17 protein-coding genes and 1 other annotated feature are annotated in these 18,302 nt (G+C 38.6%); of the genes, 14 read left to right on the forward strand and 3 right to left on the reverse strand.

Annotated features, from left to right (window positions below):
• Positions 1-4: 4 nt before the first annotated feature.
• The 3 genes from tgt (at position 5) to JNUCC52_RS20725 (ending at position 2,343) form a co-directional block, all read left to right on the forward strand.
• Positions 5-1,150, forward strand: a complete 1,146-nt coding sequence (tgt, locus tag JNUCC52_RS20715; protein ID WP_172772198.1) for a tRNA guanosine(34) transglycosylase Tgt — start codon at positions 5-7, stop codon at positions 1,148-1,150.
• Positions 1,151-1,297: 147 nt separating this feature from the next.
• Positions 1,298-1,564 carry a preprotein translocase subunit YajC gene (yajC, locus tag JNUCC52_RS20720; RefSeq protein WP_173477661.1) on the forward strand — a complete coding sequence of 89 codons (267 nt, stop codon included), beginning with the start codon at positions 1,298-1,300 and terminating at the stop codon, positions 1,562-1,564.
• A 143-nt stretch (positions 1,565-1,707) separates the two neighbouring features.
• On the forward strand, positions 1,708-2,343 hold the full coding sequence (locus JNUCC52_RS20725) for a DUF421 domain-containing protein (protein WP_172772197.1): 636 nt from the start codon (positions 1,708-1,710) through the stop codon (positions 2,341-2,343).
• Here the strand turns inward: JNUCC52_RS20725 and JNUCC52_RS20730 are convergent.
• Positions 2,340-3,857: a putative polysaccharide biosynthesis protein gene (locus JNUCC52_RS20730; protein ID WP_172772196.1), complete on the reverse strand. Its 1,518-nt coding sequence runs from the start codon at positions 3,855-3,857 to the stop codon at positions 2,340-2,342. The two genes, JNUCC52_RS20725 and JNUCC52_RS20730, sit on opposite strands and share 4 nt — an antisense overlap.
• A gap of 93 nt (positions 3,858-3,950) precedes the next feature.
• Between JNUCC52_RS20730 and JNUCC52_RS20735 the strand changes: the two genes are divergently transcribed.
• Together JNUCC52_RS20735 and secDF are read left to right on the forward strand one after the other, a co-directional pair.
• Positions 3,951-4,289 carry a post-transcriptional regulator gene (locus JNUCC52_RS20735; protein ID WP_172772195.1) on the forward strand — a complete coding sequence of 113 codons (339 nt, stop codon included), beginning with the start codon at positions 3,951-3,953 and terminating at the stop codon, positions 4,287-4,289.
• 360 nt (positions 4,290-4,649) lie between these two features.
• The gene (gene secDF, locus JNUCC52_RS20740) at positions 4,650-6,917 is read left to right on the forward strand and encodes a protein translocase subunit SecDF (RefSeq protein ID WP_337980709.1); all 2,268 of its coding nucleotides are present in this window, start codon (positions 4,650-4,652) and stop codon (positions 6,915-6,917) included.
• Between the two features lie 140 nt (positions 6,918-7,057).
• Here the strand turns inward: secDF and JNUCC52_RS20745 are convergent, their stop codons facing one another.
• Complete coding sequence (locus JNUCC52_RS20745) at positions 7,058-7,759, reverse strand: hypothetical protein (protein ID WP_337980710.1); 702 nt, start codon at positions 7,757-7,759, stop codon at positions 7,058-7,060.
• A 104-nt stretch (positions 7,760-7,863) separates the two neighbouring features.
• Here JNUCC52_RS20745 and JNUCC52_RS20750 point away from each other — a divergent pair, with 104 nt between their 5' ends.
• The 9 genes from JNUCC52_RS20750 (at position 7,864) to JNUCC52_RS20790 (ending at position 17,581) form a co-directional block, all read left to right on the forward strand.
• Positions 7,864-8,052, forward strand: a complete 189-nt coding sequence (locus tag JNUCC52_RS20750; RefSeq protein ID WP_172772191.1) for a hypothetical protein — start codon at positions 7,864-7,866, stop codon at positions 8,050-8,052.
• Between the two features lie 147 nt (positions 8,053-8,199).
• Positions 8,200-8,515: a binding site (T-box leader), on the forward strand.
• A 102-nt stretch (positions 8,516-8,617) separates the two neighbouring features.
• Entirely contained in the window at positions 8,618-9,991 is a 1,374-nt protein-coding gene (locus JNUCC52_RS20755) for a chorismate-binding protein (protein WP_337980711.1), read from the forward strand.
• A complete protein-coding gene (gene trpD / locus JNUCC52_RS20760) occupies positions 9,991-11,022 on the forward strand; it encodes an anthranilate phosphoribosyltransferase (protein ID WP_337982244.1) in 1,032 nt (343 codons plus the stop codon). The genes JNUCC52_RS20755 and trpD overlap by 1 nt, the downstream gene beginning before the upstream one ends.
• Complete coding sequence (gene trpC / locus JNUCC52_RS20765) at positions 11,019-11,810, forward strand: indole-3-glycerol phosphate synthase TrpC (RefSeq protein WP_337980712.1); 792 nt, start codon at positions 11,019-11,021, stop codon at positions 11,808-11,810. The genes trpD and trpC overlap by 4 nt, the downstream gene beginning before the upstream one ends.
• Positions 11,807-12,424, forward strand: coding sequence for a phosphoribosylanthranilate isomerase (locus tag JNUCC52_RS20770; RefSeq protein ID WP_337980713.1), 618 nt, complete (start codon positions 11,807-11,809; stop codon positions 12,422-12,424). The genes trpC and JNUCC52_RS20770 overlap by 4 nt, the downstream gene beginning before the upstream one ends.
• A complete protein-coding gene (gene trpB, locus JNUCC52_RS20775) occupies positions 12,421-13,632 on the forward strand; it encodes a tryptophan synthase subunit beta (RefSeq protein ID WP_337980714.1) in 1,212 nt (403 codons plus the stop codon). The genes JNUCC52_RS20770 and trpB overlap by 4 nt, the downstream gene beginning before the upstream one ends.
• Positions 13,629-14,420, forward strand: a complete 792-nt coding sequence (trpA, locus tag JNUCC52_RS20780; RefSeq protein WP_337980715.1) for a tryptophan synthase subunit alpha — start codon at positions 13,629-13,631, stop codon at positions 14,418-14,420. The genes trpB and trpA overlap by 4 nt, the downstream gene beginning before the upstream one ends.
• 294 nt (positions 14,421-14,714) lie before the next feature.
• Complete coding sequence (recJ, locus tag JNUCC52_RS20785; protein WP_337980716.1) at positions 14,715-17,054, forward strand: single-stranded-DNA-specific exonuclease RecJ; 2,340 nt, start codon at positions 14,715-14,717, stop codon at positions 17,052-17,054.
• A 14-nt stretch (positions 17,055-17,068) separates the two neighbouring features.
• Entirely contained in the window at positions 17,069-17,581 is a 513-nt protein-coding gene (locus JNUCC52_RS20790; protein ID WP_172772184.1) for an adenine phosphoribosyltransferase, read from the forward strand.
• A gap of 82 nt (positions 17,582-17,663) precedes the next feature.
• Here JNUCC52_RS20790 and JNUCC52_RS20795 read toward each other — a convergent pair whose 3' ends face one another.
• Complete coding sequence (locus JNUCC52_RS20795; RefSeq protein WP_172772183.1) at positions 17,664-18,116, reverse strand: MarR family winged helix-turn-helix transcriptional regulator; 453 nt, start codon at positions 18,114-18,116, stop codon at positions 17,664-17,666.
• Positions 18,117-18,302: the final 186 nt, after the last annotated feature.

Here is an 18,302-nt window from a genome sequence, read left to right on the forward strand (position 1 = left end):
TTTTATGACACAACCAGCAATTCGGTATGAACTACTTCATACATGTAAGCAAACAGGAGCACGACTAGGTATTGTGCACACACCACATGGCTCTTTTGAAACACCAGCATTTATGCCTGTGGGGACTCAAGCGACGGTTAAAACGATGTCTCCTGAGGAATTAAAAGAAATGAATGCGGGCATTATTCTTTCAAATACGTACCATTTATGGCTTCGTCCAGGTAATGATATTGTCAAAGAAGCAGGTGGCTTGCATAAATTTATGAACTGGGATCGCCCAATTTTAACGGATTCAGGTGGCTTCCAAGTGTTTTCATTGAGCCAATTCCGTAAAATTGAAGAAGAAGGTGTCCATTTCCGTAATCATTTAAATGGAGATAAGCTGTTTTTAAGTCCAGAAAAGGCAATGGAAATTCAAAATGATTTAGGTTCAGATATTATGATGGCATTTGATGAATGTCCACCTTACCCAGCGACATATGACTATATGCTGAAATCAGTAGATAGAACGACACGTTGGGCAAAGCGATGCAAGGAAGCGCATGCTCGTCCAGAAGATCAAGGCTTATTCGGTATTATTCAAGGTGGGGAATTCGAGGAATTACGTCGTCGCTCTGCGGAAGCGCTAGTAGAGCTTGATTTTCCTGGTTATGCAATAGGAGGCTTATCAGTGGGCGAACCTAAAGATGTGATGAACCGAGTGTTAGAGTTTACGACACCGTTAATGCCAACTAATAAGCCACGTTATTTAATGGGAGTTGGATCTCCAGATTCTCTTATTGACGGCGCTATTCGAGGAATTGATATGTTTGACTGTGTACTACCAACTCGAATTGCACGTAATGGAACATTAATGACGTCTGAAGGCCGTTTAGTCGTGAAAAATGCAAAATATGCACGTGATTTCGGTCCAATCGATCCAAACTGTGATTGCTACACATGTAAAAACTATTCTCGCGCATATGTGCGTCATTTAATTCGTACAGAAGAGACATTCGGTATTCGTTTAACTTCTTACCATAACTTACATTTTTTACTGAAGCTTATGGAGCAAGTGCGTGATGCTATTCGTGAGGATCGCCTAGGAGATTTCCGTGAAGAATTTTTCGAGAAGTATGGTTTTAATGGGCCGAATGCTAAAAACTTCTAATACTGGAATGTAACTTAGCGAAAATTTACCTAATATAGAAAAACTATTATTAATATAGAAAAATTTTGGGCTTGTTCATCGCTTTTTTAGGGTGAAATAGTCTATACTAAAAAAGTGAGATTTGGAAAGGGGGCTAGCAATTTGAATATGGAATCAATATTAGGTTTTGCACCGATCATTCTAATGTTCGTGGCAATGTGGTTCATTTTAATCCGTCCTGCTAAAAAGAGACAGCAAGAAACACAAAATATGCAAAGTAGCTTACAGCGCGGCGATAAAATTATTACAATCGGTGGCTTGCATGGTGTTATCGACTCAATTGAGGACACAGCTGTCACTTTAGTTATCGCTGATAATGTTCGCGTTAAATTTGACCGTCAAGCAATTGGACGTGTCGTAAATGACCAAGTATAATGTTATAAGGCGTTGTCCCAAATAATTTTTGGACAACGCCTTTGTAATTTTTCAAGCTATGTCGAAATGTGTATTTTTGACACAGCTTTTTTTGTATAAAAAGTAACTGATACGGTCACCTTGATATAGATGGGGGTGTCTGTATGGAAGAATATTTAACAATAATTTTTAGAACATGCTTTTTATATGTGTTTATACTTATCGTTTTCCGTTTAATGGGTAAACGTGAAGTCGGTGAATTATCTGTTATCGACTTAGTCGTGTTCGTATTAATTGCGGAAGTTGCTGCCTTTGCACTTGATGATTACGATAACCCGTTATTTAATGCTATATTACCGATTATTATTTTGCTCTTTATTCAAATATTGAGTGCTTATTTATCGTTAAAAAATAAAAAAATACGTGATTTAGTTGACGGTGAACCAGCATTGCTCGTAAAGGATGGGATTATCCAAGAAAGCGAAATGAGGAAACAGCGCTATAATTTGGATGATCTATGTCAACAAATACGAGAAAATGGCATCGCTTCTGTTACGGAAATTGCTTTTGCTTACTTAGAGCCTTCTGGCAACCTTTCTGTTTATAAAAAGGATGAGAAGGCATTTATCTATCCACTTATCATTGATGGAGATATTCAAGATAGGCATTTAAAGATTATTCATAAAGATGAAGAATGGTTAATGACTGAGTTAGCTAAAAATAATATTCTGGATAGTAGTACGGTGTTCTTCTGTATATGGGAAGACGAGCGACTTCATATTCAATTAAAGGAATTTTAAACCTTCTTGGCTAATTTACGTATATAGTGGAAATCTGTAAAGCGTAATTGATTGGTCATTAATAATAGCGTAAATAATAAAAATAATGTAACACAGCTACTTAAAAGCAATGGTAGTGGCATAATTTGCATGAAGAAATATTGGGCAATACAAACCATAATAAAACAACTATAAGGTACAACAAACATACGGAAGCCTGCGCGTAAATTTTTACGTTGTCTTACCGTAGCAATATGCAAGAATGATGTTAGCAAAACACCAAAGCCAATTGCTACAACAGCACCTTTTTCTTGTATCCCAGGTTGAGAGGCCAGTACAAACATAACGAATAGTTTGCCGAGGCCTCCGTATATCGAATTCATCATCGCGGCACGCGCTTCACCAACCGCTTGTAAAATCGAATGTAATGGACTTTGAATATAATAAAAATAAAAAATTGGTGCTAAAATTTTCACATAGCCTCTATTTTCTTCTAAGTGAAATAATTTCATGGCTAAGTCATCACCGTGAACGAAAAAATACGTAGCAGCGAAGCAACCGACCAATGAAGATAAGCGCAAGGAAACAGAAATACGTTCCTGTAAAAGAGCGTTATGTTGCCGAGCGACTGCATCACTCACTGCCGGAATAAGGACAATGGATAGTGCTGTGGATACAAAGGCTGGGAATAATAGCAAGGGTACTAAAACACCTGAAATAACCCCATATAATATAGTCGCAGCAGAAGCTGTCAAGCCTGCCATTGTTAATGCCTTTAAAAAGATAATAGGCTCTAAAAACCAAGTGAAAGAGCCAAATAGCTTACTACCTGCTGAGGGTACGGCAACCCGCAACATAGGTGAAGCAGGATAGGATTCCACTTTGCTTTTTCTTGGCAATAATTTTTTCTTTGAAACGGTATAGTGCAACCATAAATACAAGAAAGCAACTACTTCTGCTAAAAGCGTAATACCCATTGCAGAAGCTGCAGTGATTGCTGCATTATTATAAGCAGCAACAAGTGGTAACATGAAGGTAATAAACCCGATTCGAACAATTTGTTCAAGCATTTGAGCCCAAGCAGTTGGTGTAATTTTAGCTACACCCTGTAAGTAGGCGCGGAGTAAACCTGAACCAACCGAAACAGGTACAGCGAAGAGTGCAATCCAAAGTGTAATCGTTGTTTGTTCATTATGTAACAGCGTTGTAGAGATATAAGGTATTGTCAGTGCAACGAGTGGCATAAAAACAATCATACCAATAAATGACCAAATGATTGCCGTACGCATTACGCCAAAAATGCTTTCGCGTTTATTTTTTGCTAGTAATTCAGCTACAATTTTTGCTACAGCGATAGGTAGTCCAAGTTGAATGAGTGAGATGAAGAAAATAAATGCAGGATAGGCGGTCATATAAATGCCGACTGCCTCTTCACCAGCGATACGCATAAACTGCATTCTATAAAAGAAGCCAAAGAGTTTAGATAAGAAAATCACAAACATTAAAAATAGTGTACCTCTTACAAAAGAACTCATGCCATCCGTCCCTTCTCAAGCCACAAAAATTCATTTACACTATTTGTATGCAAACACTTCTTACGATACAACTTTGATTGGAGATGATTCAAAATGAGTATGCAACATGCACAACTATTTGAAAAAATTCGTCCGGCAATTGATAGTAAGATTGCAGAATTTAAGTATTATAATTATGATGCAATTACAGCAGAGGAATTATGGCGTTTTTGCGTAGAAAAAAAATGGCGAAAAAAAAATGTAGAGCAATTACGTTTATATGAAATTATTGCTACTATTTTTGCAGTATCACCGTCCGATATTGTATCATTCAACCAAGTAGAATTTTTACAAAGTTCTGATTGGTTTGCAGAAATAAACACAGATGAACTAAAATCATTGCTTGGTCCATTAAAAACACAAGAAGAATATGTCGGTTCTGTAAAAGATTAATAAGAATACTACAGTGTTGAATTGACACCAAGCGCAACGTGTTTCATAATGAGTGTGTTGCGCTTTTTTACTTTGTACAAGCCATATCGAAAAAAAGGCTGTAAAAAGTTGTAAGGAATTTGATTTCCCTACATACATGTTCCGCTTACTATTCATAATGAAATGGAAGACGCATCTTCTATTAGTACGGGATTTGCGCGTTATTGAACGATTGAAATAAGTAAAGCAAAGCAACCCTTTTGAAGCACGAGCTACAATTATTCTAAGGAAAAGGAGGAATATACGTTTCAAAAGGTATTGCTAGTATACTTGTTTGCAGTGTAAGGGATGCCCTTGCACTAATTCGAGGAGGATTTATAGATGAAATTAAGAAGTCGAATTGTTGCATTCGTGCTACTTTTGGTGCTATTTGCAGCTTCCATGAGTACGACTGTAGAAGGCGTCTTAAAGGACATTAAGCTTGGTCTTGATTTACAAGGCGGGTTTGAGGTACTTTATGAGGTCAATGAATTAAAAGAAGGACAAAAAATCACACCTGAGGTTGTAACCGCAACGGCAACAGCTCTTAGTAACCGTGTCAATGCAATTGGGGTAAGTGAACCAAGCATTCAGGTTGAAGACAAAAACCGTATTCGTGTGCAATTAGCGGGGGTTGAAGACCAAGAATCTGCTCGTAAAATGTTATCTACTTCTGCGAATTTAACATTCCGCGATGTCGATGATAATTTACTTTTAGATGGTGATGATTTAAAGGCTGATGGTGCGTCAGCTTCCTTCGACCAACAAAACCGTCCAATTGTTTCGCTAACATTAAAAGATGCGAAAAAATTTGCGGATATTACGAGTAAAATTGCTGCCAAACCACAAGGCCAAAATTTACTTGTTGTATGGTTAGACTTTGAAGAAGGTGTTGATTCTTATAAAACAGAATCGCAAAAATCGAAACCTCGTTATGCATCTGCAGCAACAGTAAGTCAAACGTTAAATACAACAGATGTCATGATTAGTGGTAGCTTTACAGTTGACGAAACAAAAAATTTAGCGGGTATTTTAAATGCAGGGGCACTTCCTGTGAAACTTGATGAGATTTACTCTACATCAGTTGGCGCACAATTTGGTGACCAAGCATTAAAAAGCACAATATTTGCAGGTATTGTAGGCGTAGTAGTTATTTTCCTATTTATGCTATTCTACTACCGTTTACCAGGCTTTATTTCGATTATTACACTTGCGATATTCACATTCCTAGTTCTTGTTGTGTTCGATTGGATTAATGCCGTGTTAACATTGCCAGGTATTGCAGCGATCGTGCTCGGAATAGGGATGGCAGTAGATGCGAATATCCTAGCAGCAGAACGTATTCGGGAAGAGCTACGTGTTGGTTATTCAGTAAAACAAGCATTCCAGATTGGTTCTAAACAATCGTTATCAGCGATTGTCGATGCGCAACTAACAACATTATTAGCAGCAGCCGTGCTATTCTACTTCGGGACAAGCTCTGTTAAAGGATTTGCAACAACATTAATCATTAGTATTTTACTAAGCTTCCTAACAGCTGTTTGGGGTTCTCGTGTGCTACTAGGGTTACTCGTAAACAGCGGTTACTTCAATAATCCGGCATGGTTTGGTATACCAAAATCTAAACAACATAGCTTGGATGAAAAAATTGGTACATTAGATTTATCAACGAAATTTGATCGTTTTGACTTTGTACACAACCGTAAAAAATTCTATACAATCTCTTTAGCTATTTTTGTTGCAGGGATTGTTGTGCTTGGCATTTTCCGCTTAAATCTTGGGATTGACTTCTCAAGTGGTACGCGAGCGCAAATAGAAGCGGATCAAACCTTAACGAAAGAAGAAGTTTCAAACTATGTGTCTAGCATCGGTTTCCCATCTGATGATATTGTGCTTTCAGGTGAGAAAAATAAAATGGCGGTTATCCGTTATAAAGATGACTTATCACAAAGTGAAATTTTAAAATTCAAGAAGGTAGTGGGCGAGAATTATGGTCATGAGCCTGCAGTAAGTACTGTATCTCCAACTATCGGTAAAGAGCTCGTGAAAAATGCGATTAAAGCATTAGCACTTGCTGCACTTGGAATCATTATTTATGTAGCGATTCGATTTGAATGGCGTATGGGTATTGGCGCGATTGTATCGCTTCTGCATGACGTATTCCTAATTATTGCTGTCTTTAGTTTTATGCGCTTAGAAGTGGACATTACGTTTATTGCAGCCGTACTGACAATTGTTGGTTACTCCATAAACGATACCATTGTTACATTTGACCGCATGCGAGAAAACTTAGAGCGATATGATACAATTCAAGACCGAGAAGTCCTAGCGAACATTGTTAATAAATCGTTACGTCAAACGATGGGACGTTCAGTAAATACGGTATTAACTGTAATTATCGTAGTAGTGTCGCTCCTTATTTTCGGTGCACCGTCAATTGAAACGTTCTCAATTGCGTTATTAATTGGTTTAATTACAGGTATGTATTCTTCAATCTGTATTGCAGCCCAAATCTGGTACTCACTAAAAGTGCGTGAGATGAAAAAATCAGATGGTCAATTACGCAAAAAAGAGAAAAAACAATGGGGAACTGACGAACCTACTGTTTAATAAATAGTTAAAAGAGCCATTCTCAACTGAGGTTGAGATGGCTCTTTTTGTATGGTTAGGATTAGTGTTTTACAAATAACTTAATTATTGAGAATTTTTGTTGAAAATTTTATTGTTTCTAATAATAACCTTTTATTGTGTTAATGATAGATTGTTTCATGTCTTATTAGCCCTGTATATTGTGAGTATTTGTAAAAATATACCTCTTCTTTATATCTTTTATATAGTAAGGGAAACTGTTCGTGTGGTTTTGTATATCTGATGTGCTTATAATATACACTGCCTCTTTCAGAAGAGACTGAAGAAAAAATGGCAGTTGCTATAGAAGCTAGAACACCTACTATTACATTTTTTGTAAGTATGGCTGCGAGGACACCTATTAGTGCAGCTTTAGTTAAGCCAAATACATTAATTTGTCCATAATCTGTAAATTCATAAACCCATGATGTACCAAATCCAGCACCTTGATCAACTGATAAAGGTGTTGGATTATTGTTTTGCAAGTGAATAGATTGATGGTTATTGATTGATGTATGCTCATTTTCAATTTCAGCAAATTTTTTTAAAGAATTTACTATTTCATCTGAAAGTTTTTCACCGTTTAAAAACATTTCATTTTTTTTAGTATCGTAGACAATGTTTTCAGTTGTGTTTCCGTCGTCTACAATCACCGTTTTTATGCCGTTATCAGTATTTATTGTTACGAAGAAACTTTCTTTTGTTGCAGAGTCAGTTAAAATAAATCTTTTATTATTTGATGATACTTCTGCATTAGCTGAGGGGAGATTGAGAGTAAATATTACTAGTAGTATTAAAGCTGTAAGGTTTAGAAATTTTTTCATGATTATACGCCTTTCTTTAAAAGACTATAAATATGATATATAAATTATATATAGAAAAGGAAAATAAATTAAACTAACAAGTGATTTTATAGGAGGGAAATTTAATGAAATTACTGAAAATTGTATTGAGTTTGTTTATTGTGCTGGTTGGTTCTTTCTTTTTAAATATTACAGTAAAAGATGAATTACTTAAAAATATTGTATTGAATTTTTTAGGAGTTATATTTTTGTTCGTTGGTTTATTTTATCTACTTAAAATAATGAAAGTCCCTAACAAATGTGAAAAGAAATAAGCAACTTTGTCATCTTTTAATCAGAATTGGTTGACAATTATTATAGGGTGGCATAAAATAAGGCTAACTTTTCGTTCGGATACGGCAGAAGGTCTCGGGAGCGAGATCAGCCTAGAACAGATGAGCAGAGCATAGACGAGAATAGCTGAGAAATTGTTGAATAAGAGTAGTAGCATAAGTGTGCAATCTAGAGAGTCAGTGGCTGGTGAAAACTGATTTGTAGCTTATGTGAATGGACTTATGAGAGTTGCTATGCAAATAGCAAACGGATTCCCCACGTTATCGGGGGTGCTTCATCTTTAAACAGTTAACTACACAACTGTTTATTAGACATATGCTTATAAATCTTTCGCACAAAAAACACTGCGATAGATTTTATTTGCTATAGGTAAAAATGATGCACATAAGTGAGAGCTATCTAGCTCTAATATGAGGTGGCAACGCGGTCATGATCGTCCTCTGTAATTAGGAAAATTCCTTTTTGCAGAGGGCTTTTTTTGTTTTGTTTTATGCTTTTGCTAAATCGAGAAACGTTAAATGAATGTTAAAAAGGAGTTTAGTCGATATGCAAACAACCAGTTCAAGAACGAAGATGAAGAAAATAAATGGGGATTCGTTAACGCCAATATTAATTTTTAGACGCTTGCAAGGTACACATAAATTTTTGCTAGAAAGTTCCGCTCAGCATGAAGGTGCAGGACGTTATTCATTCATAGGTGCCAATCCTCGAAAAACATATAAAGGTATAGGCGATGAAATTACGGAATACTCCTATAAAACTGGAAAAACATATACACATAAAGGCGACCTTTTCGTATTGCTAAAGCGCTTGATACCTCGTATTTCGAATACGACTGAATTTCCATTTTCAGGTGGTGCGATAGGTTATATTGGCAGCGGTGCTATAAACAACGTAGCAAAAAATCAAGAAATTATTGAGCAACCAACTGTACATTTTCATGTTTATGAAACAATCGTTGTTTTTGACCACCTAACAGATGAGGTTACATTGATTCATACAAACATCGATGCAGAAAATAAAGAGCCGAATTTAGAGGAATTGGCTCAGCAGTTATTAACTGGTAAGGAAGCAGACGATACTACATGGAGCTATCAAGCACTAAAGACGTTATCGGATACACAATTTCATACATTTGTTAGCAAGTTAACGGAGTCGTTAAGCGAGGAGCATACACGTGTTATGCTTTCTAAACACTTTTTAGCCACTATACAGGGAGATGCCTTTGCATTATATCGTCAATTACGAAAGAAAAACCCTGCACCTTATATGTATTATGTAACATTTGAGGATCATATTGTGATGGGAACATCGCCTGAAAGTTTGGTTCTAGTAAAGGGTGAACGCGTTATTGCGACACCGACAGAAGGCACTTATGCGCGAGGTACAACCAACCTAGAAGATATAGAAAATGAACGCAAGCTGTACGAAAATGCTGAAGTGAGGAAATCACATGCCGTTCTTGTTACGGCGATGCAACAAGAGTTGGCAACAGTATGTTTCCGAGATTCTATACGAGTGATAGATGCGATGAGAATTAAGCGGTCGAAGCAGGCGCTACATATGACCTCCTATGTAGAAGGGCAACTTTTACCGATGTTACATGCAATAGATGTATTAGCTGCTACGATACCACCATTTACATCTACTGTTATGCCAGAACAACTAACCGAGAGCCATTTATCAAAAACAACGCAAACGGCTGGTGTTTTCGGTGGGGCTATCGGATTTATCGGATTTAATGGGCATTTAGATTTTGCATTAACAGGTAAGTCAATTGTTGTTGAAAATGAAACAATGCATATGCAATCCACTGTTACAGTTACAAAATATTCAAATGTGAAAAATGTACTTGAACAAGTAACAGCGGAAGAACAGTTGTTTTTACAACATTTGAAAAATGAAGGTGGGGCAAAATGATGGAAATGATACAAAGAAAGGTTCAGCAGCGACAGCATTTAATGTATGAAGAAATGATAGAAGCTGCAAAATGGATGTTTCAACAAGATACGCCGAAAGAAGAAATAGCTGACTTTTTAGTAAGCTTATCCGCAAAGGGCGAAACCGCACATGAAGTGGCGGCATTGGCCATGATAATGCGTTCATTTGCACTTGAAGTACCAGCTAAAGCAGGTGTCTATATGGATAACTGTGGTACAGGTGGAGATGGTTTAAATACATTCAATATTAGTACGGCTTCAGCCTTTGTATTGGCAGGAGCAGGTGTCAAAATGGCGAAGCACGGTAATCGCAAAGTTTCATCTTCATCGGGTAGTGCTGATGTGTTAGAAGCGCTAGGTATTCATACAAATATTTCTATTGCGCAAACGGTAGAGCTATTAGAAAAAGAAGGGATAGCCTTTTTATATGCTCCCAATGTACATCCAAAATTGAAGCGTATCGGAGAGGTACGTCGTGCCTTAGGAAAGCCAACTATTTTTAATCTTGTCGGTCCACTGACAAATCCAGTCCCATTATCTACACAATTTACTGGCATTAATCGCCCAAACTTTGTAATGGAATATGCCTCTGTTTTACAAATGCTTGGACGAGAGCGAGCGATAGTTGTTTCTGGTCCAATGGGTTTAGATGAAGCTTCACTTGCTGGTCAAAATACATTTGTTTTAGTCGATAAGGGAGATTTAATCCCGTTTACTTTAACAGCAGAAGATGTAGGACTACACTATGCTCCTTTAGAAGCGATACGTGGAGGCAATGCTAACGACAATGCAGCTATAATGCGCAAATTGCTAGCAGGAGAACAAAGTGCTTATTTTGATACGGTATTGTTAAATGTGGGAATTGGTTTATTTGGTCATGGGATAGCGCAAACCGTTAAAGAAGGTGTAGAAATCGCTAAAGATAGTATCTTCACTGGACGCGCATTGCAAAAATTAGAAGCTGTTGTCGCTTATAGTGAGAAAATTAAAGAGGTGGAGATAGGGCAATGAATATATTAACTAAAATTATAGAACAGAAAAAAATAGAAGTAGCCAACTTACTTACACAGCCAGATCCACTAGCCAATTTTACTGTCATAAAGCGCAATACACTTTTTGCAACGTTAAGTTCTGCTGATACTTTGCAAGTCATTGCAGAAATGAAACGAGCATCTCCGTCAAAGGGGCTTATTGCACAAGGTGCTGATCCTGTTAAACAGGCAAAAATTTATGCAACAGCAGGGGCAGCGGCGATTTCTGTCTTAACGGACAAAGCATTTTTTCAAGGTTCATTTGAAGATTTGGCGGCGGTTGCGAAGGCTGTGCAAACACCATTACTTTGTAAAGATTTTATGATTGATCGTGTGCAAATTCGATTTGCCAAGGCTGCTGGTGCATCTGTGATTTTACTAATCGTTGCTGCACTTGATGATGCAACGTTACAAGATTTATTTAGCTTTGCAACAAGCTTGGGACTAGAAGTATTAGTAGAAGTTCATGATGTGGAAGAGCTTGAACGGGCACTAACTTTAGGGGCAAAGTTAATTGGTGTCAATAATCGAGATTTACGAACATTTGAAGTAGATTTAGCACGTACGCAAGAAATTGCAGAAGCTTTTCCTTTTGAAGAGCAACGAGTGCTTATTAGTGAAAGTGGCATTTGGAGCAATGCAGATGCTAAAAAGGTAGCGGCTATGGGCGCAAGTGCTGTACTTGTAGGAGAATCCTTAATGCGTAGTGGTGATGCAGGTAGTGCACTTCGACATTTACAAGTAAATAAAGCGGGGGCATCAGTATGACGAAGGTGAAAATTTGTGGATTGAAAGAAATACAGCATGTGAAAGCGGCTGTGCAAGCAGGAGCAGATGCCATCGGTTTTGTCTTTGCTCCAAGTAAACGTCAAGTATCCATTGCACAGGCGCAACAATTGGCTAAGCATGTACCAAAAGGCGTTATGAAAATAGGTGTTTTTGTAAATCCAACGCCTGAGGAATTACAAAAAGCAGTTTTAGGCGTGCCATTGGATTATGTGCAGTATCATGGTGATGAAACGCCTGATTTTATAGCTCAGCAAGGCTATCCTTCGATTAAGGCACTGTCTATCCATGGCGCTGAGGATGTGCAGGCGGCGACCAACTATGATGTTGACTATTATTTATTTGATGCTCCTGGCACGGAATATAAAGGCGGAAGTGGTCATACGTTTGATTGGACATTACTCGAGGCAGCTGGCATCCAACGTGACAAGCTAATACTAGCAGGCGGCTTAAAGGTAGAAAATATTCAGGAGGCATTGTCATTAGTATCACCTTCTATGGTAGATATTTCAAGCGGTGTGGAGACAGAGGGTAGCAAAGATACGAAAAAAATAGAAGCATTTTTACAAGCAGTAAAGAGGGGGAGAGCATTATGACAAATTCAATCGCAAATAGCGTACCAACGAAGGAAGGGCGCTACGGGAAATTTGGCGGACAGTATGTTCCTGAAACATTAATGACAGCATTAATAGAATTGAAAGCATCTTTTGATGAGGCAATGGCAGATCCCACATTCACAAATGAGCTAGCTTATTATTTACAGGAATACGTCGGACGTGAGACACCACTATACTATGCTGAAAATTTAACAAATGAGCTGGCGGGAGCCAAAATCTATTTAAAGCGTGAGGATTTAAATCATACAGGTGCTCATAAGATTAATAATGCAATTGGGCAAGCGCTTCTTGCTAAGCGAATGGGTAAAAAGAAAATAGTGGCGGAAACGGGCGCGGGACAACATGGTGTAGCGACAGCGACAGCTTGTGCATTATTAAATCTGGAATGTGTTGTTTTTATGGGTGCAGAAGATATAAAACGACAACAATTAAATGTTTTTCGTATGGAGCTACTTGGCACAAAGGTAGAGTCTGTTGAAACGGGTTCGAAAACGCTGAAAGATGCTGTTAATGCTGCCCTTCGCTACTGGGTGACGAATGTCGAAGATACGCATTATATTTTAGGCTCAGCACTAGGGCCTCATCCTTTCCCAAAAATTGTGCGTGATTTCCAGCGGATTATTGGTGTGGAAACAAGAGCACAAGTCCTTGCAAAAGAAGGTCGTTTGCCAGATGCCGTTGTCGCTTGTATCGGTGGAGGTAGTAACGCAATTGGCATGTTCCATCCATTTGTCGATGATGCATCAGTAGCGTTATATGGTGTAGAAGCTGCTGGAAGTGGCATTAAGACAGGAAAGCACGCTGCTGCCATTGCAGGCGGGCAGTTAGGTGTTCTTCACGGAGCATACATGTATTTGCTGCAAGATGACAATGGCTTTGTACAGGAGGCCCATTCGATTTCAGCAGGTCTTGATTATCCTGGCAAGGGGCCAGAGCATTGCTATTTGTATGATATCGGACGCGCAAAGTTTGATTCTATTACAGACGATGAGGCACTAGAAGGTCTTCAATTATTAAGTCGCACAGAGGGAATTTTACCAGCTCTGGAAAGTGCACATGCTATAGCGTATACAGCAAAACTAGCAAAAGAGATGAATGCTGAAGACATTATTGTTGTTTGTTTATCAGGTCGTGGTGATAAGGATGTACATACTGTTCGTGCAGTACTTGGAGGTGATGAAAAATGACAACTTTACAGCAGGCAATTGAACAAGTGAACAACGCTGGTAATAAAGCATTTGTGCCCTATATTATGGCGGGAGATGGTGGACTTGCAACGTTAAAGCCGACGATTTTGTCCTTACAAAACATGGGAGTAACAGCCATTGAAGTTGGTATTCCTTTTACGGATCCAGTTGCTGATGGACCAACGATAGAGCAAGCAGGAGAACGGGCTTTAGCGGAAGGTGTAACATTGCGCAAAGTGCTAGAAGCGCTCGCTTCATTCCGTCATCAGATAACCGTTCCATTAGTCGTTATGACATATTTTAATCCAGTTTTAGCCTATGGTTTAGAGCAATTTGCCATTGCTTGTGTGGCAGGAGGGGTTAAAGGAATAATCGTACCTGATGTACCATTAGAAGAAAGTGAAATACTACGTCAAACTTTAAATCCCCACGGTGTTGATGTGGTGCAACTTGTATCGTTAACAAGCCCACCAGATCGAATTGCTCGTATAGCAGCAGCTAGTCAAGGCTTTGTTTATGCTGTTACGGTAAACGGTATTACTGGAGCACGCGCGAGCTTTGCAGATGATTTAGAAGGCCATTTCGCACGTTTGCGCAATATGAGTCCCATTCCTGTGTTAGCTGGCTTCGGTATTTCTACGCCACAGCAAGTAGTGAGCATGAGTGCCCTTGGTGATGGTGTCATTGTAGGCAGTACAATAGTGGCGGCTTTACATGAAGGAAATGTTGCGAAAGTCGAAGCATTAGTCGCTGCTTCAAAAGGAACGCTTGAGACTGAAATTGTTTGAGTGCCTGACACTTCGCTTGCACACTTGTAAGCTGCAACAATCGCTTGCGGGGCGGTCTGTTCCAGTGCATTCGTCGCCATCGTCCGCACTAATTAACTGAAATTGTTTGAGTGCCTGACACATTTCAATCCGAAGTCTACTCTTTTTTAGAGTAGGCTTTTTTACATGCTGACCTTCAATGGCTACATGTTAGTCATAATAGAAAATCTATGCAAGGATAAAACTAGTAAGCTAGTGGATAGTGCGAACAAGCTAGATTTTCGGTATAATAGCCTTCGTGAGGAAGTGAGAAATATGATTTTATCGAAAAAAAGATGGCAGGTCGAGCGTCCAGACGCCGAACTTGTACAAACATTACAAAATGACTTACAACTTTCTGCAATTGCGGTGAAAATTTTGGTTGCCCGAGGATGTTCAACATCAGCTGATGCAGAAAGCTTATTAAATATGACAGAAGCAAATATACATGATCCGTTTTTAATGCATGGTATGGCAGAAGCAGTAGAGCGCATACAACAAGCGCTAGAAAAGAATGAGAAAATTTTAGTTTATGGGGATTATGATGCAGATGGTGTAACGAGTACGACGGTCATGCTCAATGTATTACTAGACCTTGGAGCGGATGTATCATTTAAAATTCCAAATCGTTTCTTACATGGCTATGGTCCGAGCGAAGCATTATTTCGTGAAGCCCATGAAGAGGGCATTCAATTAATTATAACGGTTGATAATGGTATCTCAGGTATTGAACCGATTCGAGTGGCTAAGGAACTTGGGATGGATGTCATTGTGACAGATCACCATGAGCCTGGGGAAGAGTTACCACAGGCGGATATCATTTTACACCCGCGCGTACCAGAAGGGCATTATCCGTTTGGTGAGCTAGCGGGTGTTGGTGTGGCATTTAAATTAGCGCACGCCCTTTATGGGGAGCTGCCAACCCATTTATTTGAGTTTGTGGCAATAGGTACCGTTGCAGATTTAGTACCTTTAGTTGATGAAAACCGTTACCTAGTAAAACGTGGCATTGAGGAAATGAAACGCTCACTTAGCCCGTGGATACAAGCAATGTGTGAAGTAGCAAGTGCTGAGCAAGCCACTATAAATGAAGAAACGATTGGCTTTTATTTTGGACCTCGTCTTAATGCAGTTGGACGACTAGGCGAAGCATCTCCAGCTGTTGAATTACTCATGGCAGAGGATGCACCGAAGGCGACAGCTTTAGCGAAGCAGTTAAATGGCTGTAATACAGAGCGAAAAGATATTGTAAAAAGTATTACAGATGAGGCGATTGCCTTCATTGAAGCAGATGAAAAGATAGGGGACTCTCTTGTTTTAGTTGTAGCAGGTGAAGGCTGGAATGCTGGTGTTGTAGGTATTGTAGCATCCAGACTTGTTGAACTTTATTATCGACCAACAATTGTTCTATCACTAGACTTGGAAAAAGGGACAGCGAAAGGATCTGCCCGTAGTATTGAAGGGTTCCATTTATATAATGAATTGGCGAAAAATAGAGATATTTTACCACATTTCGGCGGACATCCGATGGCCGCGGGAATGACGTTACCATTGGAGCATGTGGATGAACTGCGCGCGCGATTGGATGTGCAGGCAAGGGAATGTTTAACAGAAGAGCAATTAACGCCAGTTGTTTCAATCGATATTCCGCTTAAAATTGATGAAATCTCCACGGAAGCTATTGAAGAAATTGCGACGCTCGGCCCGTTTGGCACAGATTTCCCGAAGCCAGTGTATGTGCTTGAGGATGTGGAAATTGCATCAATGCGTAAAATTGGCGCTGCTGAAAATCACATTAAAATGGAATTAACAGACGGCTTAGAGAAATTGGATAGTGTAGGATTTAATAAAGGGCATTTGTTCAATGAGCTGACATACGGCATTAAAGTTTCGTTTATTGGGGACCTTCAAATAAATGAGTGGCAAGGACGTAAAAAGCCACAATTTATGATTGAAGATGTCCAAACGACGGAGTGGCAATTATTTGATATTCGTGGAATTCGTCAAACATCTCGATGGTTGCATACAGTGCCGAAGGAGGAAGCTGTTTTTTATGCGTTCCGTCCTGAGACAATTAGCTATTATCATTCATTGCTTGGAGTGCCAATACAATTAGTTGATGCAGAGCTGTCCAATGTAGAGCAAACAAATTACATTGTCTTGCTTGATTTACCGCATAACGTTCAATTATTAGAAAATGTATTACAAAAAACAGCACCTTCCCGTATTTATGCGCATTTTTATATGCCAGATTCCCAGTACTTCAACGGAATGCCTACACGTGAACAATTTGCCTGGTACTATAAATTTTTAAAGCAACGTCCTGCATTTCCATTAGATATGCATCTAACAGATTTAGCAAAGCATACGGGTTGGCCGTTAGAAGCATTAAAATTTATGACACAGGTGTTTTTTGAGCTCAATTTTGTTAGAATGGAGAGTGGACTGACGACTGTCAACGTGAATGTGCCGAAAACTGCATTAACTGAGGCGCCGTCTTACAAACAACGTTCAGAACAGATTGAAATAGAGCAAAAACTTGTCTATGCACCATATATAGAGCTAAAGCAATGGTTTGATGAACGATTAAATTTATATGCGAATACAATTTCGTAGGAGGAGCAAGAACTATGGATTTAAAGCAATACGTGACAACAGTTGAGAACTGGCCAAAAGAAGGCATTAGCTTCAAAGATATTACAACAATTATGGATAATGGACCAGCTTACAAATATGCAACAGACCAAATCGTTGAATACGCTAAAGAAGTTGGCGCAGAAATTATTGTAGGTCCTGAAGCTCGTGGCTTCATTATTGGTTGCCCAGTTGCCTATGCACTAGAAATTGGCTTTGCACCAGTTCGTAAACCAGGAAAATTGCCACGTGAAGTAATTAGTGCCGATTACGGTTTAGAATACGGTAAAGATACATTAACAATGCATAAAGATGCCATCAAACCAGGTCAAAAAGTGCTTATTTGTGACGACTTATTAGCTACTGGTGGTACGGTAGAGGCAACTGTTCGCTTAATTCAACAATTAGGTGGAGAAGTTGTTGGCTGCGCATTCCTAATCGAGCTAAACGAGCTAAACGGTCGTGCAAAACTTGGCGATTTAAGCGTAAAAACATTAATTCAATACTAATAAATGAAAAGGCTGTCCCATATATTGGGACAGCCTTTTCATTTATTGAGTGCCAGGCACCCAAACAATTTGAAAAATACCGTTATTCGTAGGATTTCAATACTTTTTGCATTTTTTTAAGTGTTTCATAAAAGTCTTTATATTTGTCGAGGCCAATATCTTGAATAATTTTTTCTTGTATATCCATCCAAAGAGGCGTTGCTTCCTTTAGCTTTTCAATACCAATAGCCGTTAAGGAAATGATTTTTGTTCGACCATCTTGTGTATCACGAGTAACATCCACATAGCCGTTTTTCTTCAATAGATTGACATTACGGGTTATCGTTGTCTGATCAAGTAATAGAATATCACCTAGTTGACTTACTGAAACTGCTTGATGGCGGGCGATATTTGCTAGCATCGAGTATTGAGTAACTTTTAATTGAGTAGGTTCAAGTACTTTATCATATAGTTGCGTTACGGCCCTAGTCTTTTTTCTAAGATTTGCACATACGCAAATTTGAGTATAGTCAATGTCTGTGTAATTTCTCTCCATAACTAGATCTCCTTTTCTTTTTTCGTTATATTACATTGTACCACTAAAATGGAATTATTTTCTTGACATCTAAATTAACAAGTCATTATTATATATGTATATACATATATTTTTAGCATAACGGTTTTCTAAACTTTTTTCATTTAAAAACATTCGTTTTACATTTTTCAAGAAATGTAGGTGGCG

It is taken from the genome of Lysinibacillus sp. JNUCC-52 (assembly GCF_015999545.1).
GTDB lineage: Bacteria > Bacillota > Bacilli > Bacillales_A > Planococcaceae > Lysinibacillus.